We start from the raw sequence: 21,773 nt of genomic DNA, 5'->3' as shown, positions 1-21,773 counted from the left end.
ATGCGGGAGGGGCTGCCATCTTTGATGAAACCCGCCCGCCGCCATTGATCTGCCTGGATATTTCCCTGCGCGGTCTTGCGCAGGTTGGGTAAGGCCAGCCCGTCGAAGAGCAGATCAAGAAATTCGTCGGCGGAGAGGACGATGGCCACTTCGTCGTCACCCAGACCGTCGGGTGAGCCCTCGCGGCTTTTACCGGAGCGGCCACCTCCTTCGGGCTTATTGATTTCGTCGCCGCGCTGATACGCCTTGTTGCCGGGTAACACCCGCTCCCAGGAGGCGTCGCTGAGGTCGCGACGAAAGCTGGGTTCATGGAGATCGCGGGTGGGGATGGAAATAGGTTGGTTGGCGTTGGCCAGGTCTTCAATGGAGCCGGAGCGTGCCATCTTTTCGACAGCGACCTTGAGCCGGGCGCGAACACGTCTTTGCAGACGGTCTTGATTGGCCGTGGATCGGGTTCCGGAACTGCGCCGGTCGATGATCATGCTCATGGCAGACTCCTGGTTAGCGACGCTTCACTCCATTATGACCTAAAATGGGGCAGATGGTTGCGGCGGAGCCCCCATGGGCAATCCGCCGGGTCACGGCTTACTCGTACACTTGCTCACCGTGCTGGGTAATGTCCAGTCCCTCCCGTTCCTGCTCGCCTTTGACGCGCAGACCCAGGGTCCAGTCGATGGCCTTGAGGATGATGAAGCTGACGATGGCATCATAGACAATCGTGACACCAACACCTGTCGCCTGAATGAGCAGTTGTCCGGTATTCCCTTCCAGCACACCCGCTGTACCGCCGATGGCCTTCACGGCAAAGACACCGGTCAGCAATGCGCCGATGATGCCGCCGATGGCGTGGACGCCGAAGGCATCCAGAGAATCGTCGTAACCCAGCCGGTTCTTCAGATAGACCGCAGCCCAGAAGCAGATGGCGCCCGCCGCAAGGCCGATCCACAGTGCGCCCATGGGGCCGACAAAGCCTGAGGCGGGGGTGATGGCGACCAAACCGGCTACTGCGCCGGAAGTCATGCCCAGCACCGTCGGTTTGCCGCGCGCCAGCCATTCCGCAAACATCCAGGAAAGGGCGGCCACGGCGGTGGCAATCTGGGTGGTAGCCATGGCCATCCCCGCGCGGTCACTGGCGGCCACGGCCGAGCCGGCGTTGAAGCCGAACCAGCCAACCCAGAGCAGGGAGGCGCCGATCATGGTGTACATCAGGTTGTTGGGGTGCATGGCATCATGCCGGTAACCGATCCTTTTGCCCATGACCAGCGCCGCGACCAGACCGGCAATACCGGCATTGATATGCACCACCGTGCCGCCCGCGTAGTCGAGGACACCATCCGCAGCCAGCCAGCCGCCGGGACCCCAGACCATGTGCGCGATGGGCGCATAGACCAGCAGTGACCAGAGGCCGGTGAACCAGAGCAGGGCAGAGAACTTCATCCGCTCGGCAAAGGCGCCGACAATCAGTGCCGGGGTGATAATGGCAAAGGTCATCTGAAAGGTCATATAGACGGATTCCGGGATGGTGGGGGCCAGACCATTGGCGGAATCCAGGCCCATGCCGTTGAGAAAAAGGCGACTCAGCCCGCCCATGAAAGCATTACCCGAGGTGAAGGTCAGTGAGTAGCCTATGATCATCCACAGTACGGAAATCAGTGCCGTGATGGCGAAACTCTGCGCCGCTGTGGCCAGGACATTTTTCTTGCGCACCATGCCTGCATAAAAGAGGGCCAGGCCGGGGACGGTCATGAGCAGCACCAGAGCCGTGGAACTCAGCATCCATGCCGTATCGCCGCTGTTAAAGGGCGGGGTGGTGTCGGCCTGGGCCAGCGGGCTGGCTAACAGGGCTAATGCGCCGACCCACGGCGCCCCCACAGAAATTTTGTGTATCGCTCCCTTCTGCATCTTGTCACTCCTTCTTTCCTGTCAGATATAGGGCAGCTTGCCCCGTTGATTACCTCAATGGAGCTAAGCAATAAATGTGCAAGCAAGGCTAACAATGGGAAAGTGTACGGATTATGGATCGCGACGCGGCGTCTGAATCAAGGGGTGCACCAAAATGGTGCGGTATATCTGCCGCACCACGGCAATGATCGGGCCGCTGTTAAAAATGCCCGCAACTGCGGGCAGAATATTGTGGCTGAGGGGAGTGTGGGCCGTTACTCTTTTCCGTGACGGCCTGGTGCCCCTAATGATGCTTGCGATAACGCATATACCAGTCCACCAGCAGGCGTACCTGCTTTTCGGTGTAGCCCTTGGAGGTCATCCGCGCGACGAAGTCCTGATGTTTGCGCTCATCGTCGGAGGAGCTCTTCTTGCCGAAAGAAATTACCGGCAATAGATCCTCCGTATTGGCAAACATCTTCTTCTCGATGACCGCGCGCAGCTTCTCATAACTGGTCCAGGCTGGGCTGACGCCGTCGTTGGACGCCTTGACCCGCAGCACGAAGTTCACTACTTCGTTGCGGAAATCCTTGGGGTTGGCGATGCCCGCCGGTTTCTCGATCTTTTCCAGTTCTTCGTTGAGCAGGCTGCGGTCCATGAGCTGCCCGGTATCGGGGTCACGGAACTCCGTATCCTGCAGCCAGAAATCGGCATACTGGATGTAGCGGTCAAAGAGATTCTGGCCGTAATCGCCGTAACTCTCCAGATAGGCCTTCTGGATTTCCAGGCCAAGGAACTCGGCATAACGGGGGGCCAGCTCGGTCTTGAGGAAGGCGAGATAGCGGGACTCCAGTTCTGCCGGGAACTGCTCGGCACGGACCTGAGTTTCCAGCACATGCAGAAGATGCACAGGGTTGGCGGCCACCTCGTCGCTGTCGAAGTTGAAGGTACGGGACAGGATCTTGTAGGCGAAACGGGTGGAAATGCCGTCCATGCCCTCGTCCACACCGGCCGCGTCACGGTATTCCTGCAGACTTTTGGCCTTGGGGTCCTTGTCCTTGAGGGACTTGCCGTCATAGACCTCCATCTTCGACCACAAGCTGCTGTTGCCCGGCTCTTTGAGGCGGCTGAGGACGGAGAAGCGCGCCAGCATGTCCATGGTATCGGGGGCACAGGGGGCGGCGTTGAGGGCACTGCTTTCGAGGAGCTTGTGGTAGATCTGCGTCTCTTCCGTGACGCGCAGGCAATAGGGCACCTTGACGATGTAGACACGGTCGAGGAAAGCCTCGTTGCGCTTGTTATTGCGGAAGGCGGACCACTCCGATTCATTGCTGTGGGCCAGGATGATGCCCTGGAAGGGCATGGCGCCGAAGCCTTCGGTGCCATTGTAGGTGCCTTCCTGGGTTGCCGTCAGCAAGGGGTGGAGCATCTTGATGGGCGCCTTGAACATCTCGACAAACTCCAGCACACCCTGGGTGGCGACGTTGAGGCCGCCCGCATAGGAATAAGCGTCGGGATCGTCCTGGGAGAAGTCTTCCAGCTTGCGGATGTCCACCTTGCCGACGAGGCTGGAGATATCCTGATTGTTCTCGTCGCCCGGCTCCACCTTGGTGATGCCGATCTGGTGCAACTGGGACGGCATCAGACGGTGGACGGTGAATTTGCGGATGTCACCGCCGAACTCGCGCAGCCGTTTGGCCGCCCAGGGGGACATCACGCCATTGAGGGCGCGGCGGGGGATGCCGAAGCGATCCTCCAATACCGGACCATCTTCATCCCGATCGAAGAGCCCCAGCGGCGACTCGAAGAGCGGCGATACCTTGCCATGGGCGGCGAGGCAGTAGACGGGGTATTGCTCCATCAGGCTCTTCAGACGTTCCGCCAGAGAGGACTTGGCCGCCCCCACCGGGCCGAGCAGATAGAGAATCTGCTTGCGCTCTTCCAAGCCCTGTGCCGCGTGGCGGAAATAGGCGACGAGGTTTTCTACGACATCTTCAATACCGTAGAAGTCCTTGAAGGCGGGGTAGGTGAGCAGCTTGCGGTTCATGAAAATACGTGACAGCCGGGGATCGGTCTGGGTGTCCAGCACCTGCGGCTCGCCGATGGCTGCCAGCATCCGCTCGGCGGCGGTGGCATAAGCCATGGGCTCACGCGCGCAGAGATCGAGATAGGCATCGATGGAAAAGGTGACTTCCTGCTGTTGCAGAAAACGCTCCTGGTAACGGTCGAATAACGCCATTTGCCACTCCTTGCGGCGCTGCCGCGTTTGCAATTACTTGGACCCGCTTCGGTCGTTGGGGTTCGCTTATGGTGAGGACCCCCGGATGCACCGTGAAACTAGCATTTCCTGTGCCAGTTTGGCGCTTGCGGCTCCGACCGTCTGCCGTTTCGCGATGGGGATGACGGAGTGGAATCGCCATGAACCCATCGCGTTGGAATGGTGCGCCCGTTGCACAAGTATGGTGCAGAATCACGGAGGGTGCCAGTGCAATGACGGTGTCTTATCCCTCTGGTTTGACGGGTGGCTCGGGGCTGGCGCTGTTTGGTACTGGGCTGTTTTTACTTGATGTATAGAAATTTGATCGGCTTGCGGACAAAAAAAGGGCGGGAGGACCGCCCTGGAAGCCACTTGAGGAGGAGTGATCATATGACCATGATCAGTGTTTATTTAGCAGGAAACGTGCCATATTCGCTACCGTCCTTCAGCCTGGTGCCGTGGACCTTACCATACGCAGGTCCAGGGTGTGGGGATAATCCGGCTGATCTTCCGCATAAGGCGGTAGCCAGAGGTGTTCACCACTGCCGGTGGGCACGAAGAGGCTCTCGCTGGGACCCGACATGATCGCATCCGGCTGCGGACCCTGACTGTGCCCGGTGGTGGTGAAACGGCTCTGGCGCCGTGCCTCCGCTTCCCAGGCGTTGACCGGAAAGGCCTCTGAGTTACGTCCCCCGGGATGCATGACATGGTAGGTGCAGCCGCCCATACTACGCCCGTTCCAGGTGTCGATCAGATCAAAAGTCAGTGGCGTATGCACCGGAATGGTGGGGTGCAGCGCGGACGGCGGCTGCCAGGCACGATAGCGTACCCCGGCCACCTGCGTATCATGGGCACGGGTGGCCCGCAACGGCACCCACCGTCCATTGCAGGCGAGCACATGGCGCCCCGGGGTCATACCCGTCACCCGCACCTGCAGCCGTTCAATCGAGGAATCCACGTAGCGCGCCGTACCGCTGCCCGACATCTCTTCGCCGAGAACATGCCAGGGTTCAATGGCGGCACGCAGTTCGATGTCGATCTCGCCAACCCGGACATGACCGTGCTGCGGAAAGCGGAACTCAGAGAAAGGCGCCAGCCATTCCAGATCGAAAGCAATGCCGTGTTCCTGTAGGTCCGCGCAAACGTCGCGGAGATCCTCCCAGACGTAATGGGGTAGCATGAAACGGTCATGCAGCGTGGTCCCCCAGCGCACCAGTTCATGGTGATAAGGATCTTCCCAGAAACGCAGCAAGAGGCTGCGCACTAGCAGTTGCTGCACCAGACTCATGCGGGCGTGGGGCGGCATCTCGAAGGCGCGCAGTTCCACCAGCCCCTGTCGGCCGGCGGACCCGGTCGGTGAATAGAGCTTGTCGATACAGATTTCGGCGCGATGGGTGTTGCCGGTAATGTCCACCAGCAGATTGCGGAAGAGACGGTCCACCAGCCACGGCTGGGGCACGATACCGGGCGGCACCTGAGCAAAAGCGATCTCCAGCTCGTAGAGGGCCTCATGGCGCGCCTCATCCACCCGCGGTGATTGACTGGTGGGGCCGATAAACATGCCGCTGAAAAAATAAGACAGGGCTGGGTGATGCTGCCAGTAGGTGATCAGGCTCTGTAGCAGATCGGGGCGGCGCAAAAAGGGACTGTCGCCGGGGGTCGCGCCGCCGAGCGTCATGTGATTGCCGCCGCCGGTGCCGGTATGGCGCCCATCCAGCATGAATTTTTCGGCGGTCAGCCGACAGGCGTGGGCATCGTCATAGATGGCCGTGGTCTTTTCCACCATCTCCTGCCAGTGCGTGGAAGGATGGATATTGACCTCGATGACCCCAGGGTCGGGGGTGACGAGCAGCTTCTCCACCCGTGGATCGCTGGGCGGCGCATAACCCTCGATGACCACCGGCATATTGAGTTCGGTGGCGCTGTGTTCGACCGCGCTGAGCAGGTACAGATAATGTTCCGTCACTTGCAAGGGCGGGAAGAAGCAGTACAGGCAGCCTTTGCGGATTTCCAAGGTGACTGCGGTATGGGGGATCTCCTCCCAGAGTTGCTGGTCCGCCGTGGACGATGGCGGCGCTTCAGGGACATGGCTGTAGCGCGCGGCGATCTCGCCGTGGATATTCGGCAATGGCTGCACCGGCGCGAAGGGGTCGCTCTCCGGCTGCCATTTTTTATGGGCTTCGACGACCCAGGGCAGGCTGTCGAGGGGCAGGCGCATGCCCAGCGGGGAGTCGCCAGGCAGCAGAACCAGCCGCCCGCCCCGGAAACTCCAGGACGCCGAGTACCAGCGCTGCTGGCGCCATTCCCAGGCGAGGGGGAGCACCCAGCCCACCGGGTGGTCGAGTCCGGCCTGCAATTTGCCGATCAGCGCCTGGCGTTCCAGCGGGTCATCTAAGCGATGGGTGCTGAGATCAATATTAACCGGGATGCGGCCTTCCTGATGCAGGATATGCCAGGCATCTTCGTAAGCGGGCAGCAGGCGGTTGCTGTCGAGCTGCAGGTGGCGGGTCAGGGCGCAGGCGAAGTTGTGGACATCATCCGCCTGCCAGCCGTAGTCGTGCAGTGGATCGGCGAGCAGCCGGGGTTCGTGCCACAAGGGAATACCATCCTTGCGCCAGTAGAGGCCGAGTGCCCAGCGCGGCAGGGGCTCGCCGGGGTACCATTTGCCTTCACCGGTATGCCGCAGCGCGCCCGGCGCGAAGCGCGCGCCGAGACGCTGCGCCAGCTTCTCAGCGCGTTCCCGCTTGCGGTCGCCGAGGGCTTCCTGATTCCATTCAGGGTCATCCACCCCTTCGCTGGCCACGAAGGTGGGCTCGCCGCCCATGGTGAGGCGCATGTCGGCGGCCTGCAGGCGGATATCTACCGTGTTGCCCAAGACCATGACGTGTTCCCATTGCGTATCGGTGTAGGGCTTGGTGACGCGCGGTGTCTCCGGCAGGCGGGTGACAGAATTGGCGAAGTGAAACTCCACCTCGCAGGCGTCGGTGGCGCCGGTGATGGGGGCGGCGCTTTCATAATGCGGGGTGCAGGCCAGGGGGATGTGTCCCTCGCTGGCAAGCAGTCCGGAGGTAGGATCGAGACCGATCCAGCCGGCGCCGGGAACATAAACCTCCACCCAGGCGTGGAGATCGGTGAAATCACTGGCTGGACCTGACGGTCCATCCAGTGGCGCCTGATCAGCCACTAGTTGCACCAGATAGCCGGACACGAAGCGAGCGGCGAGACCCATGTGGCGGAGTACCTGCACCAGCAGCCAGGCGGTGTCGCGACAGGAGCCGCTGGCTTTTTGCAGGGTTTCTTCCAGGGTTTGTACCCCGACCTCCATGCGCAGGGTATAGCCGATGTGCCCCTGTAGTCGCTGGTTAACGGCAACGAGGAAATCCACGGTGCGCTGACGACGGCGCTTGATGTCGAGCAGAAAACGCTGCATTAACGGGCCTGCCTCCTCCTGCTCCAGGTAGGGTGCCAGTTCTTTGCGGAGGGTGGGATCGTAATGGAAGGGCCAATGTTCTGCCGCCGGCTCTATAAAAAAATCAAAGGGATCTATCACTGTCAGGTCGGCGATGACCTCCACATCCACCTGGAGCGACTTTGCGCGTTCCGGAAAAACGAGGCGCCCCTGATAATTACCGAAAGGGTCCTGTTGCCAGTTGAGGAAGTGTCTGGCCGGTTCGACGTTGAGCGAGTAGGCGAGGATCGGCGTCCGGCAATGGGGCGCCGGGCGCAGGCGCAGCACATGGGGGTGGATCTGCACCAGGCGATCAAAGTCATACTCGGTCTGGTGGCGCAGGACGACATGGATACCCATGATGATTCCCTCTGGAGGTGATGTGTATGTCGTGTTTTCCGTCAGGCTTGTACAGCGCTCAAGTGCAGTCCCTTAGGCACGCCATCGAAGCCCGAAGCATCACGGGCGAAGTAGGTGCCTTGAATGGTGCGGTGGACCATGGCCAGATCTTTCTGCGCCTGATCGAGGTATTCGTGCAGCAGGTCCGGGCGCAGGTTGGCGAACTTCAGGGTGTCCAGGCGCCGCCGCGCCCGGCGCACCACCTCGGAAGGGATGCCCGCGTTGGGCAGGTGGGCGAGCGCCACCTCCATCTCACCCAGGCAATATTTCATGCTGCGCGGAAACTTGCCGTCCTTGAGCAGATAGTCCACCACCTGATTGCTGCGCACCTGCACGGAAACATGGCGGCGGTACATCTCAACGGCGCTCAGGGCCCGCAATACGCCCAGCCAGAGGCTGTTCCCGGTCGTTTTCTGTAGGCCGTGATCCTGAGGCAGGATCACGGCGCTGGTCACGTCAATAATGCGCGTGGTCATGTCGGCGCGTTCCATGTTGCGGCCCAGCTTGATGAACTGGTACACATTGTCCTGGCTCATGCTGCTGATGAGCAGGCCCACCAGGGCGTGGCGTCGGGAAATGACCTCGCTGAGAAAGGCATAACGTGCATGACGGCTGTCCGAGCTGGTGCCAGCATGTTCGCGGACGAAGAGGAAGAGGGTGTTCAGGCGCTCCCAGAACTCGGCGGGGAGCAGGTCGCGGAAGGTGCGGCAGTTCTCCCGGGCCTGATGGATGGCGGCCATCACCGAGTTGGGGTTGCGCTCGTCGGCAATGAGAAATCGCATGATGCGGCCTTCCTCCGGCGTGCCGTAGTGCTCCGTGTAGAGTTCGGCGTCACCCGTCACCTGCAAGAGAATGTCCCAACCGAACTCGGCGCCCTGGGGCAGGTCGAGCAGCAGCAGTGTGGTGGCATTGATCAGCCGAGCCATGTCTTCGGTCCGCTCCAGATAGCGGGCCATCCAGTACAGGTTTTCAGCTACTCGCGAAAGCATGGGGCCTCCTCATCGACAATCCAGGTGTCTTTGCTGCCGCCGCCCTGGGAGCTGTTCACCACCAACGAGCCGGGTTGCATGGCCACCCGGGTCAGGCCGCCGGTGGTCACGTACATTTTGTCAGCCTGCAAAATAAAGGGGCGCAAGTCCAGGTGACGGGGTTCCAGGTGATCGTCCACCAAAGTCGGCGCGGTGGAAAGATTCAGCGTGGGTTGGGCGATATAATTGCGCGGGTTGGCAATGATTCGCTCCGCGAAGCGGACCCGCTCTTCCGGCGTGGCGCGCGGTCCGATAAGCATGCCGTAACCACCCGATTCATTGGCCGGTTTGACCACCAGTTCGTCCAGGTGACCCAGCACGTAATCACGGTCCGCGTCGCGCATGCACAGGTAGGTCGGCACGTTGGGCAGGATAGGTTCGGCAGCCAGATAGTAGCGGATGATCTCGGGCACGAAGGCGTATACCACCTTGTCATCGGCGACTCCGGCACCGGGGGCATTGGCGATGGCGACCGTGCCGCGTCGCCAGGCGCGCAGCAGCCCGGGAATACCGAGGGCGGAGTCGGGAAGAAAGATTTCGGGATCGAGATAATCATCATCGATGCGCCGGTAGATCACGTCCACCCGCTGTGGCCCGGAGATTGTCTTGAGATAAACGACATCGTCGTTGCCGACGAAAAAGTCCGCACCTTCCGCCAGATAGGCCCCCATCTGCTGCGCCAGATAACTATGCTCGAAGTAGGCCGAGTTATAGATGCCGGGGGTGAGCACCGCAACGACGGGTCGCTCCCCCTCGCGCGGGGACAGGGCCGCGAGCGTTTCGTAAAGCCGGTTGGGGTAGTCGTCCACCGGCAGGATAGTGGAGGAGTTGAAGAGCTCTGGAAAGAGCCGCTTCATGATCTGCCGGTTCTCCAGCATGTAAGAGACGCCAGACGGAACACGCAGATTGTCTTCCAACACATAGACCGTGCCGTCGGCATCGCGCACCAGATCGCTGCCGCAGATGTGCGCCCAGACCCCCAAAGGCGGATGCACGCCCCGACAGGCGTTCCGGAAATTACGGGAGCTGGCCAGTACTTCGGCGGGGAAAACGCCGTCGGCGACAATGCGCTGCGCGTTATACAGGTCGTCGATAAAAAGGTTGAGGGCTTGTAAGCGTTGCTTGAGTCCCTCTTCAATGTGTACCCATTCCCGCCGTGACATAATGCGGGGAATGATGTCGAAGGGCCAGGCGCGGTCGATATTGCCGGCCTCGCTATACACGGTGAAGGTAATGCCCATCGCGAGGATGGCGGCATCTGCGGCCTGCCGGCGGGCGAGCAGTTCGTTGCTGTCCAAGGTGCTGAGGTAATCAAACAGCGGGGCTGCGGCCAGGCGCGGAACGCCGCCCTCGCCTACCAGTTCATCGTAGGTACTCTGCTGCTGATAATGCTTGCTCAGCCAATCCATAAGCCTTTTCTCCTCTTGCGTGATGCACGCGCATGCTTCTGAATATGGCGGTGAAACGACGTCTTCGTCTGTATACTGGATCGGGCCGCGCTCCGGTCATTAGAGAGATGCCAGCAAAGCTTGTGCCAACTACTGGCCGGGTGGTCTCCGATTTTTCCTGAGCGCTGTAACAACGCTATTCTGATCGGTAAATCTGGTCATCGGCTTTTGGGTCTTCTGTAGGCGTTGGTCTGTGCGCCTTGACTCTGTCCTGGATTTGCCGCCTTTGTATCAGATTGTGCCTGAGCAGGGAGAGTTGTTTGCACCATAACGGTGCATATTATTCATATTTGGTGCATGGGACGTTTCCCATCTTTACCTGCATTCCCGGAGCTTAGGCCGGCGGGATGCCAGAAGTTTCCCAGGCAAAGCGCGGCAGATCATCCAGCGCCCGCAGCAACCCCTGACTCCAGCGCTCGCCGATGCTGCGGTAAAAAGGGTCTTCCTCGGACAGGCTCAGGTAACGCCCGGCCCGCAGGCTGTCGGTATGGTAAATGAGCAGTTCCACCGGCGGACCCACGGAGACGTTGCTGCGCATGGTGGAGTTCATGGAGACCAGTGCGCAGCGTGCCGCTGCCTCCAGAGACAGGTCGGGACTGACGACGCGATCCAGAATCGGCTTGCCATATTTGATTTCGCCGATCTGCAGGAAGGGGTGATCTGACGACTCATGGATGTAGTTGCCCTGCGGGTAAATCATATAGGTCGCCGGAGTATCTCCCTTGATCTGGCCGCCCAGGATGAAGGTTGCCTCAAAATTGGTGTTGGCGGTGTCGCGGTTGGCCTGGTTACGCTGCACTTCGGCGTTGATGAGGCCGACATAATCCGCCGCCTCCGCCATGCTGGTCAGATTGAGCAGATGGGTTTTGGCGTCCTGGTCTATATCTTGCTGCATCCGCTTGACCACGCCCTGAGTAGTCGCCAGATTGCCCGCTGAAAGCAGACAGAGAAAGCGGTCCCCGGGCCAGCAGAAGTTATGCATTTTAGAGTAGATGCTGACGTTGTCGGTGCCCGCGTTGGTACGCGAGTCGGAGCAGAAAATCAGGCCCTCTGCGACATGAGCGGTGAGGCAATAGGTCATGGAGTGTTCCTGTGAGCCCGGCGACATAGACTTATGATATTCGCTGAAAATGATGCCGTTGGGAAGTATGGGTCCTGCCTGCTCCTCCGGCGGTGCTAGGCAACCCGTCAGAGATGCACTATTATGGTGCAATCAACGATAGGCCGTCGCGCAGTGATTGCCGGTCCGGTTTTTGTGTGAAGAACTAAACATGCCGGGTGATATGCCGGTGTGAAGGATGTTGCGTCCCTGATGAGTTGGTGCGCTTTTTGCTTGGCTGAGCATAGAGCCTGTTTGATGAATCACAGAATCGGAGCTTGCATGGTGCGCCGCAAAAGAATAACCACTGTGCCCACAGAGAATATGGTGCTGGACGCCCTGGAATCAGCGGTGCTGGTTCTGGGGGGTGATTACCATATTCGTTATATGAATCCCGCCGCCGAAAATCTGCTGCGCATCAGTCAGTATCAGGCGTTGGGACAGACCTTGTCGGCGCTTTGCAGCATCGTCGGCGAAGAATGTTTCACCACACTTTTTGCGGACGCAGCCACGGCGAACGCGGCCACACTGCGCAGGGGCTTGCCTTTGGCGCTGAGCGAGGGTGGGAGCGCGGTAGTGGATTTGGTGGTGACCCCCGCACCAACGGACGGTCTCATTATTGAAATGCGGCCAATGGAATTGCCGGCGCGTCATGCCGAGGAGGAGATGCAGGACCGCATTTACGGTGCCGCCCAGGAGATGCTGCGTGGCCTTGCCCACGAAATCAAAAATCCCCTCGGTGGTTTGCGCGGGGCCACGCAGCTCCTGGAGCGTGAACTACAGCGCCCCGAACTGAAGGACTACACCCGGGTCATCCTCCATGAGGTGGATCGTCTGCATCATCTGGTGGATCGCCTACAGGGATCCCGCAGCCGCCCGGTTTTGGCCGACGTGAATATCCATCAGGTACTTGAACATGTGCGTCGGCTGCTGAATGCGGAATTGCCCACCGGCATTGCCGTGCGTTTCGACTACGACCCCTCTATTCCCGACATTTTGGCTGATCAGGAGCAACTGGTGCAGGTTTTTCTGAACTTGCTGCGCAACGCCCAGCAGGCCCTGGATCGCCACGGCACGATCCTGATTCGCACCCGGGTCGAGCGCTACGTTACCCTCTTGCATCACAAGTTCCGCCTGGCGCTGCGTGTGGATGTGGTTGATAGCGGCCCGGGAATCCCCCCAGACCTGCTGCCGCGGATCTTTTTGCCGCTGGTCACCAGTCGTGCCGAGGGTATGGGTATGGGGCTCGCTATCGCGCAGGGATTGGTGCGCGGGCATGGCGGAGTGGTCCATTGCCACTCGCAACCGGGGGAAACGGTATTTTCCGTTTCCCTGCCCTTGTTATCGCACCGGGAGGCATCCGCATGACAGAGGTCTGGGTTATTGATGATGACCCTTCCATTCGCTGGGTATTAGAGAAAGCGCTGACCCAGGCCGATATCCCTGTGCGCAGTTTTGCCGAGGCCGACAGCGCTCTGCGGGCACTGGGGCGCGAGCAACCAGAGGCCATCGTTACCGATCTGCGCATGCCCGGCCTGGACGGGCTGGCTTTCCTGCGCGAGGTGCAATCACGCTGGCCGAAGCTGCCGGTAATTGTGATGACCGCGCACTCCGATCTCGACAATGCCGTCGCTGCTTTTCAGAGCGGGGCCTTTGAATATCTGCCCAAACCTTTTGACATGGACGAGGCGGTTGCCCTGGTGCGGCGCGCTCTTGGCAGTCAGACAGAGCCGAGCGCAGCGGGCGTTGAGGAGAGCGATCCGGCGGAAATGATTGGCGAGGCTCCCGCCATGCAGGAGGTGTTTCGTGCCATCGGTCGTCTGTCGCGTTCACAGATCAACGTGCTTATTACCGGCGAGTCGGGGGCAGGCAAGGAACTGGTGGCCAGTGCTCTGCACCGGCACAGTCCCCGCGCGCGCGGTCCCTTCATCGCCATCAACACGGCGGCTATTCCCGCCGAGTTGCTGGAATCGGAACTTTTCGGCCATGAAAAGGGCGCTTTTACCGGGGCGGTACAGACCCGGCAGGGTCGCTTTGAACAGGCCTCCGGGGGCACCCTCTTTCTCGATGAAATTGGCGATATGCCCGCCGCCCTGCAAACGCGTCTGTTGCGGGTACTCTCCGACGGCACCTTCTACCGGGTCGGTGGCCATGCGCCACAACGTGCGGACGTCCGCGTTCTCGCCGCGACCCACCAGAATCTCGAAGCCAAGGTGCGCGACGGTAGTTTTCGGGAAGATCTCTACCACCGTCTCAATGTCATCCATATCCACCTCCCACCAATGCGGGAGCGGCGTGAAGACATCCCGCGTCTGGCCCGCCACTTTCTCCGTCGCAGCGCGGAGCAGTTGGATGTCGAGCGTAAGGTATTGAGTCCGGCGGCGGAGGCCGCCTTCATGAATTGGCGTTGGCCAGGTAATGTTCGCCAATTGGAAAACGTCTGTCGCTGGATTACCGTGATGGCACCCACCAGCGAGGTCCAGGTGACGGATTTGCCGCCGGAAATGGCCGCACCGCCACCGTCCGCCGTGCCGCTGGATTCGAACGCCCAGGATTGGCGCCTACTGCTGGGGGCCGTGGTGCGGCAGTGCCTCGCCGGTGGCGAAGAGGCCTTGCTGGACAAGATTCAGCCGCAGTTCGAGCGCTGTCTGCTGGAAGCGGCCTTGCAACATACCCGTGGCCATAAGCAGGACGCCGCACACAAGCTCGGGTGGGGGCGTAATACGCTTACCCGCAAGCTTAAAGAACTGGGCATGGAAGATGCGTCTGGCAGCGGCGCTGGCGAATCCCAGGCTTTCGACTAAAACCCCCTTGTATGCTGATATAAAGGGTATGCTTGGTCGAGCTTGAGGTGTCTATGCAAGGCGTAATGTTACTGTTGGAAATCGTTGTTGTCCTGCTGCTGCTGGTGGAGGTTTTCATCCGCTTGCGGGCACGGCGCCGACGTTTACAGAATAAAAGCAGCGCGCCAGTCTCCTCAGCAGCGCATTCGGCACCCGCCACAGACCTGCCACGGATTCGACCCGAAGTATCCAGCGTAGATGCTGTTGCCCCATCCGTAACCACTACCGGTGGTGCCGAGCAGCAAGCGCTCAGCATCGACGATCTTCTCAATGAAGCCACCATTTATCTGGAGTATGGTCATTATGCGCAAGCGGCGACCGTGTTGCGCTGGTATGTAGATCTCAATCCCCACGAAACACGGGTCATCAACCAGCTCCTTGACACCTATCTGGCGATGGCCGATATCGACAGCTATGCCGAGCTGCTCGAAGGTTTGGGTGAAAAACCGGGTGCTGCTCCCATGAACGAGTCCTGGTGGCAGGAACGGGTGGATACTGGTCTGAGTCAAGACCCCGGCAATCTTGAACTCCTCGTGCTTGCCGAGAAGGTGGGCATGACTATTCCTGTACCACAAGCCCAGACTCAAAATGTCGTCATGGCTGCGGAGATGGCGCTGGCCTTGGTTTCCCGTAATCCCGATCCCGCCTATGGCATGGCGATCCTGTGGCGGGCCATCGCTCATGAGCCGCAACGCCTGCCGTTGTATGCCGAACTTCTGCGCATTACCCACCAGCAACGCCGCGTTGAGGATTATATCAATACCTTGATATTGCTTTTCCTGGCCGTGGGTACCGGGGGCAAAACCCTGCGCGAGCGTATGTTGCGGGTAGGTGAGGACCTCGGCCCCCACCCCCTGTGGGAGACGCTTGCACAATGGAATGGCGATCTGGAGGTATTGAGACGACTGGCCAGATCACGCCACCTGGAGATTCCGGCTAGGTTGTCCGGTGGCGCTGAAGATGGCCGATGACCGCGCTTGACAAGCTTATGCTGCGCTAACGACAATCGCCTGCAGCCGCAAGCTCCGCACCTACAGGTACTGAGCGAGAGCTGATGCAGGCAGACAGGGAGCAGCAACGCATGGATTTGGAGGAAGTCAACCGCCTCGTGCGGTCCGATATGGTGTCGGTGAACAGCGTTATCCAGGAGCAGCTGCGTTCCGGGGTGCCGACTATCCCGGCCATGGGGACTTATCTAATCAATGCTGGTGGCAAAAGACTGCGGCCTATTGTTCTGCTGCTCGCAGCACGCATGGGCGGTGAGCGTGGCCCGCGTCCAATCCCTCTGGCGGCTGTTGTTGAGTTTATCCATACGGCGACGCTGCTGCATGATGATGTAGTCGATGGTTCCGAACTGCGGCGCAGCAATGCGACGGCTAATCAACTCTGGGGCAACGCCGCCGCCGTACTCGTTGGGGATTTTCTTTATGCCCGATCCTTCGAGATGATGGTACAGGACGGCGATATGCGTATCCTCGCCACCATGGCAGAAGCTACCAGTGTCATTTCCCAGGGCGAGGTCGCGCAACTGGAGAATGCCAACGACCCTGATCTGAGTCCTGGGGCGTACTTCTCGGTCATCGAAGCCAAGACCGCCAAGCTCTTTGAGGCGGCAGCGCGTATTGGGGCCTTGGTAAATAACCTGGATGCTGCCGCGGAAAAGGCGCTGGCGCAATACGGCTCCCTGCTAGGTATCGCTTTCCAGTTGATGGATGATGCCCTGGATTATTCCACCAGTGCCGAGAAAATGGGTAAGAATCGGGGCGATGATCTTGCTGATGGCAAGGCGACCCTACCCTACATCCATGCCATGCAGCATGCTACGGCAGCAGAGCAGATCATTCTGCGTGAAGCACTTTGCGGTGACGCGCCGGCCGTCTTTGACCAAGTCTGGGAAATCATTGCCAGAACAGGGTCAATTGATTACACTTTGCGCGTCGCAAAGGAAAAGGCGGATCAGGCTATTGCTTATCTGGCCGGGTTCCCGGGCAGTGTGGAGAAAGAGGCCTTGGCTTTTTTGGCAGCATTTTCTGTGCGGCGTGATTTTTAAAGTGATGTTATCGGGGCGTGGCTCAGCCTGGTAGAGCGCCGCCTTCGGGAGGCGGATGTCGGAGGTTCGAATCCTCTCGCCCCGACCAATTGAGGGAAGGCCCGCATTGTCGGGCCTTTTTCATAAGGATTTGGCGGTTGTCGCGTCTGTTTTTATGTCGGATGCGCGGGCAACATAGCGCTGTCGGTCCGCACCACGCGGGTACCTGTACTTATGCTGAAGTGGCTTATTTTCCTGGTATTTGTCGCGATCCTGTTTTATGGCTGGCGCCAGAAACGCCGCCGTCCTGAAGTTTCCGCGGTGGACCGTTTGGTGCGTTGCACGCGCTGCGGCCGGCATCTTTCCATTCATGCGGCGGCCTGCCGGGGTGATGGCGATTACCGTTGTCCACAACATGCCGGAGACCATCAGTGAACCCTGCCGTACCCTCCTTTCGCGCTGGACTCTATGCAGTATTTCCCCTGGTCGCCTATTTTGTTTCCTGGTATTACAACGGTCAGTTGATCCCGCTGCTGGTAGCCACCAGTATGGTTCTACTGATCTGGGGATTTGTGGTTTGGTGGCCGCGCCTGCAGGACGGCCTGCCCTGGCCGCGCGGGTTTTTGCCGGTCTTCATGCTGCTCTGGTTGCTGTGGTTGGGCTTGAGCCTGTTCTGGAGCGGATCGCCTTACACGAGCTGGTTCTACTTTTGGGTATTGGGTTCTCTGCCGCTGGTATTTCTCATCAGCGTGATGATCCCGGCGCCGGTCGCAGAACAGGCCTGGACCTGGTTCTGGCGAGGGGTTCTGCTGAGTGCCTGGATTTTGAGCGGCATGGCGCTCTGGCAGTATTACCACGGCCTGGGGCAAGGCGGGGGATTGTTTGACTTGCGGCCTTACGGCCCGCTGCTGGATACCAATAGTTTTGCCGCGTGGCTCAACCTGATGTTTTTTCCGATCCTTGCCGCTTACTTCGTCCATGATGAAAAGCAAAATACGCGCTTTGGATCGCTTCAGTTAGGTTTTGTCGGGTTACTTTATCTCGCTACCCTGACGGTAATTCTGCTGGCGTTCTTTTCTACCAACAGCCGGGGAGGCCTGCTGTCCTGGGTCTGTACGATGCCTTTTGTTTTCTGGGGATTCGGCAGACGCCCCGGCGGTAAACGGCGTATTGCCGTGATAATGGCTTTGGCGCTGATCAGTTTTTTGTTGCTGGGTTATCCTCAACGATATGATCTTCTGGGACATCTGGCGCCAGGTTTTATCACGCATAATCTCTCTACGGTCGCCCGTGGCCTGATGTGGGTGGCTACCTGGCACATGTTCCTGAGCCACCCCTGGCTGGGAACCGGTATCGGTAGCTATTTCCTTAACTACCCGGCCTATCGCCTGCCCGGCGAACTGGCGTCGGCGGGCACCTATGATCATAACGACTTTCTGGAATACCTGGCCGAGGGAGGGCTCATCAATCTGGGCTTTCTCCTCGGTTTTGCCGGAACGTTGATGTATGCGCTTTACCGTCTGCTTTATCGGGCAGGCAGGACTTTGCAGATCAGCGATGAACGCCGTCTGCAGGCATTGGGTTTGGTAATGGGGGTTTTTGCCATGACCGGTCATGCCCTGGGGAATTTTATTTTCTACAATCTGCCCCTAAGTCTGTTGGCTGGCCTCTTTCTGGCACGGGCCTGGCGTATCTATGGTGTGCAGGGAGAGGCGGCACCGCTCCTGCCGCGGATCGGCGGCATCATCGCTCGGGCCCTGCTGTTGCTGGCTGTGGTCGTGGTGTCGTGGAATCTGGTCGCGGATGGCGCGACTTTCGCCCTGTTAAGCGATAATGGCTGGCTTAACCGGATTATCCCCGACGCTAATCAGCGTGCCGTTTTTCTCCGGAAGGCGGCGGACTGGCTGACTATGGCGCGGCCACTGGCCACCCAACCCCATGTCTATCTCGCTAATACCTATCTGACCCTCGCCGACCGCGAGGCTCAGATGAATGTCACGCGCCGCAGTTTGCTGGTGAAGCATGCACTCAGCCAATACCGCCAGAGTCTGGTGGGGATTCCGCAGCAGTCGGGCGTGTGGAATTCCATCGGCACACTCTATCTGGAGCAGGGCGCTCTGCTTGGCCTCGATAAAACACAGAGGGATCGGCAGGCTTTGCTGGCCTGGCGTAAGGGGCTGGCGATCAATCCCGAAAGTGTCAGCCTGCGCAATAAAATCGCCCAACTGGCCTACGTGGATCAGGGTCAAGTCAAGGAAGGTGTGGCCTTTTTGGTTGCGGGTTTGCGGCGGCCGCTCTTTCCCTACCCGCGCAGTGATCTGCAGATGGAGATCGCCCTGACCCAATGGCGGGCGGGCGACAAACATGCAGCAGAGGTCACCTTATTGCGGTTGCTGCGAGAGAATCAGGCTTACACCCCAGCTGTTTCCTGGCTGCAATCCATCCATCGCCAGATTGCAAATGGGGCACCAGCGTCGCACTGAGTATGGATATCCCCGCCAGCATCTTTCGCGCTTATGACGTTCGCGGGGTTGTCGACCGCGATCTGACGTCTGCACGGGTGGAAGCACTGGGTCTGGCTTTTGGCAGTATGGCGCGGCAAAAGGGGCTGCAACGTCTCGCTGTTGCCCAGGACGGGCGGCTTTCCGGACCACGACTCCAGAAGGCCTTGTTGGACGGTCTTCTGGCGAGCGGCTGCACAGTACTGAATCTGGGGATGGTACCCACGCCCGTGCTATATTTTGCCATCGAATACCTACAGGCGGATGGCGGTATCATGGTCACTGGCAGTCATAATCCGCCGGATTACAATGGGCTTAAGATGGTTCTGGATGGACAGAGCTTGCATGGTGATGCCATCCAGGCCCTCTATCAGCGCTGTGTGGCCGATGATTTCGTCACGGGAGCAGGCGCGCATGACGCGGTGGTGGATGTGCTGGCTGCCTACCGTGCCCGTATTGTCAATGATGTCCACCTCGCGCGACCCTTGCGGATCGCCCTGGACTGCGGTAATGGTGTCGCCGGGGTCGTCGCCCCAAACTTGTTTCAGGTGCTCGGTTGCACCGTGCATGAGTTATCCAGCGACATCGACGGCGGCTTCTCCCACCATCATCCAGATCCCAGCGATCCCGAAAACCTACAGGACCTGATGGCCCTGGTGGATGCGGAAGATCTGGATATTGGCCTTGCTTTTGATGGCGATGCCGACCGTTTGGGAGTGGTCGTGCCGGGCAGAGAGATCATCTGGCCAGATCGTTTGCTGATGTTTTTCGCCGAAGATATCCTAGCCCGATATCCTGGTGCGCCGATTCTCTTCGACATCAAGAGCACCCGCCAGCTTATCGAAGTGGTTAAGGCGGCGGGCGGCCAGCCGATCATGTGGAAGACCGGCCATTCGGTACTCAAGAGCAAAATGGCAGAGCTGGGGGCGCCCCTCGCTGGTGAGCTGAGCGGGCACCTCTTTTTCGGAGACCGCTGGTACGGTTTCGACGATGGTCTCTATGCCGGTGCGCGCCTGCTGGAGCTGCTCAGCCAGCGCAGCGCAGCGCCGGGAGCCGTGTTACGCACCTTGCCCAAGGCATACAGCACCCCAGAATTGCGGATACCGTTAACCGAGGGTGAGCATTTTGTCCTGATGGAGGATATCCGGCGTGCCGCACGCGGTCGCTTCACCGGGACGCCGGTCATCGAACTGGATGGTCTGCGCGTAGAGTTCACGGATGGCTGGGGACTGGTGCGCGCTTCCAACACGCAGCCGGTACTTACCCTGCGCTTTGAAGGCGATAGCGAGGCCGCATTGGCACGGATAGAGTCCGAGTTCCGTGATTTGCTGCGAGCGGCACGCGCTGACTTGTCCTTGCCTCTCTATAAGGATGACCGAAGAATAATGCGGAGGAACTGTGCATGCCACCAGAACGACTAAGCCTGCAACGCATTTTGCCACGCTGGCGGGCGATACTTCTCCTCGTCGCGATTCTTTTGGGGCTGGTGGTGGTGCTGGCGCGAGATGCGGAATTGCAGTGGTGGCGGACCCATGATTTGCGTGCCCAGGGGCGTATGCGTTATTTGCAGACGCGGCCTTTGCCCGCCGATCGGGGCGTGATTTATGGCAGCAACGGCGATGCACTGGCGGTAAATGTACCTGCGGTGACTATCTGGACGGACCCTCGCGTTTTTGACAAGTACCGTAAAGACTGGGGCAAGGTGGCGCAGGATCTGGACATTAGCCCGGAAGCACTGGCGGCGCGAGTGCAGTCGGGCGGGTCGGGCTTCGCTTACATCCTGCGTCAGGTGCAGCCACAACTGGGCACCGCAGTGGATGCCCTGCATGTGCCTGGTATCTATGTGCAAAAAACCAGTCGCACCTATTATCCTCTTGGTGCGGTAACCACACCGTTGCTGGGCCTTGTGCATCTGGATCATCAGGGCGCCGCCGGGCTGGAAATGGGTTACAACCAATGGTTATCGGGCAAGACGGGCAGTGAAAAGGTACTGGTGGATGGGCAAGGCGAAGTGCTTCATGTGCTGGGCGCGCGGCAGACGCCCGTGCCTGGCCACGACCTGTACCTGACCATCAACCCGCAGATCCAGTATTGGGCTTATATGACCCTGCTGGCGGCGCAAAAGCATTTTGGGGCTACAGAGGGCTCGGCCGTGGTGATGGATGTGCAGACCGGGCAGATTCTCGCCATGGCGAGCGTACCCTCCTGTAATCCCAATGCGCGCGACGGTTGCGGCAACCCTTCTGATTATGTGAATAACGCCGTCCATCAGGCCTTCGAGCCCGGTTCGGTGATGAAGCCGTTTATGGTGGCCGCCGCCCTCGAAACGGGCAGCATCCAGCCGGACCAGAACTTCAATGTCTCCCACTGCCTGCCCGTGGGCGGTTTCTGTATCCGCGACGATGTGGTACACCATAAACTGAACGTGGCGCATATCCTCAAGTACTCCAGCGACATTGGTGCGGCTAAAATTGCCTTGCGGACGCCCGCACAGGCTATTTATGACATGTACCGGGCGGCAGGTTACGGCACGGAGCCAAACCTGGGCTTTGCGGGTGGGACAGGCGGTGTACTCCCTCCGCCCCAGACCTGGGACAAGGCCCGCCATGCAACCATTGCGCTGGGCTACGGCGTGTCGGTGACGACTTTGCAATTGGCGGAAGGTTATGCCGCTATCGCCAATGGGGGCTATCACGTGGCGCCAACGCTCATTGCCGGACAACCGGTGCAGCGAGTGCGTATTATGCCTGCTGGTGTCGCCGCCCACCTGCGGCACTGGCTGGAAGGGGTGTGCGCGGCCAATGGCACGGGCATCCTCGCCGCGATTCCCGGTTATGCGG

Annotated in this window: 14 protein-coding genes, 1 tRNA gene and 1 pseudogene; 9 read left to right on the top strand and 7 right to left on the bottom strand. The window is 59.7% G+C overall.

All coding sequences use genetic code 11. The annotated features are described in order from the left end of the window. The 7 genes from Q0C48_RS12670 to Q0C48_RS12640 all read right to left on the bottom strand — a co-directional run. The coding region (locus Q0C48_RS12670; protein ID WP_291524907.1) for a DUF444 family protein at window positions 1-488 on the bottom strand (488 nt) is incomplete at its 3' end. Between the two features lie 97 nt (window positions 489-585). Beyond that, window positions 586-1,902, bottom strand: a complete 1,317-nt coding sequence (locus Q0C48_RS12665; protein ID WP_291524905.1) for an ammonium transporter — start codon at window positions 1,900-1,902, stop codon at window positions 586-588. A 283-nt stretch (window positions 1,903-2,185) separates the two neighbouring features. Continuing rightward, complete coding sequence (locus tag Q0C48_RS12660) at window positions 2,186-4,120, bottom strand: PrkA family serine protein kinase (protein WP_291524903.1); 1,935 nt, start codon at window positions 4,118-4,120, stop codon at window positions 2,186-2,188. A gap of 463 nt (window positions 4,121-4,583) precedes the next feature. Continuing rightward, window positions 4,584-7,946 (bottom strand): DUF2126 domain-containing protein, encoded by a 3,363-nt coding sequence (locus Q0C48_RS12655; RefSeq protein WP_291524901.1) that lies wholly within the window; start codon window positions 7,944-7,946, stop codon window positions 4,584-4,586. A 41-nt stretch (window positions 7,947-7,987) separates the two neighbouring features. After that, window positions 7,988-8,974, bottom strand: a complete 987-nt coding sequence (locus Q0C48_RS12650) for an alpha-E domain-containing protein (RefSeq protein ID WP_291524899.1) — start codon at window positions 8,972-8,974, stop codon at window positions 7,988-7,990. Further along, the gene (locus Q0C48_RS12645) at window positions 8,959-10,422 is read right to left on the bottom strand and encodes a circularly permuted type 2 ATP-grasp protein (protein WP_291524897.1); all 1,464 of its coding nucleotides are present in this window, start codon (window positions 10,420-10,422) and stop codon (window positions 8,959-8,961) included. Before Q0C48_RS12645 ends, Q0C48_RS12650 begins: the two co-directional genes overlap by 16 nt. A 373-nt stretch (window positions 10,423-10,795) precedes the next feature. Then, window positions 10,796-11,542 carry a peptidase gene (locus Q0C48_RS12640; RefSeq protein ID WP_291524895.1) on the bottom strand — a complete coding sequence of 249 codons (747 nt, stop codon included), beginning with the start codon at window positions 11,540-11,542 and terminating at the stop codon, window positions 10,796-10,798. A gap of 327 nt (window positions 11,543-11,869) precedes the next feature. Here Q0C48_RS12640 and glnL point away from each other — a divergent pair, with 327 nt between their 5' ends. The 9 genes and pseudogenes from glnL to Q0C48_RS12595 form a co-directional block, all read left to right on the top strand. Beyond that, window positions 11,870-12,928, top strand: coding sequence for a nitrogen regulation protein NR(II) (gene glnL, locus Q0C48_RS12635; protein WP_291524893.1), 1,059 nt, complete (start codon window positions 11,870-11,872; stop codon window positions 12,926-12,928). Further along, window positions 12,925-14,364, top strand: a complete 1,440-nt coding sequence (gene ntrC / locus Q0C48_RS12630; protein WP_291524891.1) for a nitrogen regulation protein NR(I) — start codon at window positions 12,925-12,927, stop codon at window positions 14,362-14,364. Before glnL ends, ntrC begins: the two co-directional genes overlap by 4 nt. 65 nt (window positions 14,365-14,429) lie before the next feature. Next, complete coding sequence (locus Q0C48_RS12625; protein ID WP_291524889.1) at window positions 14,430-15,374, top strand: hypothetical protein; 945 nt, start codon at window positions 14,430-14,432, stop codon at window positions 15,372-15,374. 110 nt (window positions 15,375-15,484) lie between these two features. Then, complete coding sequence (locus tag Q0C48_RS12620; protein WP_291524887.1) at window positions 15,485-16,453, top strand: polyprenyl synthetase family protein; 969 nt, start codon at window positions 15,485-15,487, stop codon at window positions 16,451-16,453. Window positions 16,454-16,464: 11 nt separating this feature from the next. Then, a tRNA-Pro gene (locus Q0C48_RS12615) sits at window positions 16,465-16,541 on the top strand. 125 nt (window positions 16,542-16,666) lie between these two features. Further along, complete coding sequence (locus Q0C48_RS12610) at window positions 16,667-16,867, top strand: hypothetical protein (protein ID WP_291524886.1); 201 nt, start codon at window positions 16,667-16,669, stop codon at window positions 16,865-16,867. After that, window positions 16,864-18,915 carry an O-antigen ligase family protein gene (locus Q0C48_RS12605; protein WP_291524884.1) on the top strand — a complete coding sequence of 684 codons (2,052 nt, stop codon included), beginning with the start codon at window positions 16,864-16,866 and terminating at the stop codon, window positions 18,913-18,915. The genes Q0C48_RS12610 and Q0C48_RS12605 overlap by 4 nt, the downstream gene beginning before the upstream one ends. Window positions 18,916-18,917: 2 nt before the next feature. After that, window positions 18,918-20,354: a phosphomannomutase/phosphoglucomutase gene (locus Q0C48_RS12600; RefSeq protein WP_291524882.1), complete on the top strand. Its 1,437-nt coding sequence runs from the start codon at window positions 18,918-18,920 to the stop codon at window positions 20,352-20,354. After that, a pseudogene (locus Q0C48_RS12595) lies at window positions 20,336-21,773 on the top strand (penicillin-binding protein 2); the annotation flags it as partial. The gene Q0C48_RS12600 and the pseudogene Q0C48_RS12595, both read left to right, overlap by 19 nt.

This window comes from Acidithiobacillus sp., from assembly GCF_023255755.1.
GTDB lineage: Bacteria > Pseudomonadota > Gammaproteobacteria > Acidithiobacillales > Acidithiobacillaceae > Acidithiobacillus.
This window is presented reverse-complemented; position numbering and strand designations above follow the sequence as displayed.

Excerpts from the sequence above, each read along its gene's own strand:
- Q0C48_RS12665 (WP_291524905.1), bottom strand. The coding sequence starts at position 1,902 with ATGCAGAAGGGAGCGATACACAAAATTTCTGTGGGGGCGCCGTGGGTC.
- Q0C48_RS12660 (WP_291524903.1), bottom strand. The coding sequence starts at position 4,120 with ATGGCGTTATTCGACCGTTACCAGGAGCGTTTTCTGCAACAGCAGGAA.
- Q0C48_RS12655 (WP_291524901.1), bottom strand. The coding sequence starts at position 7,946 with ATGGGTATCCATGTCGTCCTGCGCCACCAGACCGAGTATGACTTTGAT.
- Q0C48_RS12650 (WP_291524899.1), bottom strand. The coding sequence starts at position 8,974 with ATGCTTTCGCGAGTAGCTGAAAACCTGTACTGGATGGCCCGCTATCTG.
- Q0C48_RS12645 (WP_291524897.1), bottom strand. The coding sequence starts at position 10,422 with ATGGATTGGCTGAGCAAGCATTATCAGCAGCAGAGTACCTACGATGAA.
- Q0C48_RS12640 (WP_291524895.1), bottom strand. The coding sequence starts at position 11,542 with ATGACCTATTGCCTCACCGCTCATGTCGCAGAGGGCCTGATTTTCTGC.
- ntrC (WP_291524891.1), top strand. The coding sequence starts at position 12,925 with ATGACAGAGGTCTGGGTTATTGATGATGACCCTTCCATTCGCTGGGTA.
- Q0C48_RS12625 (WP_291524889.1), top strand. The coding sequence starts at position 14,430 with ATGTTACTGTTGGAAATCGTTGTTGTCCTGCTGCTGCTGGTGGAGGTT.
- Q0C48_RS12620 (WP_291524887.1), top strand. The coding sequence starts at position 15,485 with ATGGATTTGGAGGAAGTCAACCGCCTCGTGCGGTCCGATATGGTGTCG.
- Q0C48_RS12610 (WP_291524886.1), top strand. The coding sequence starts at position 16,667 with ATGCTGAAGTGGCTTATTTTCCTGGTATTTGTCGCGATCCTGTTTTAT.
- Q0C48_RS12600 (WP_291524882.1), top strand. The coding sequence starts at position 18,918 with ATGGATATCCCCGCCAGCATCTTTCGCGCTTATGACGTTCGCGGGGTT.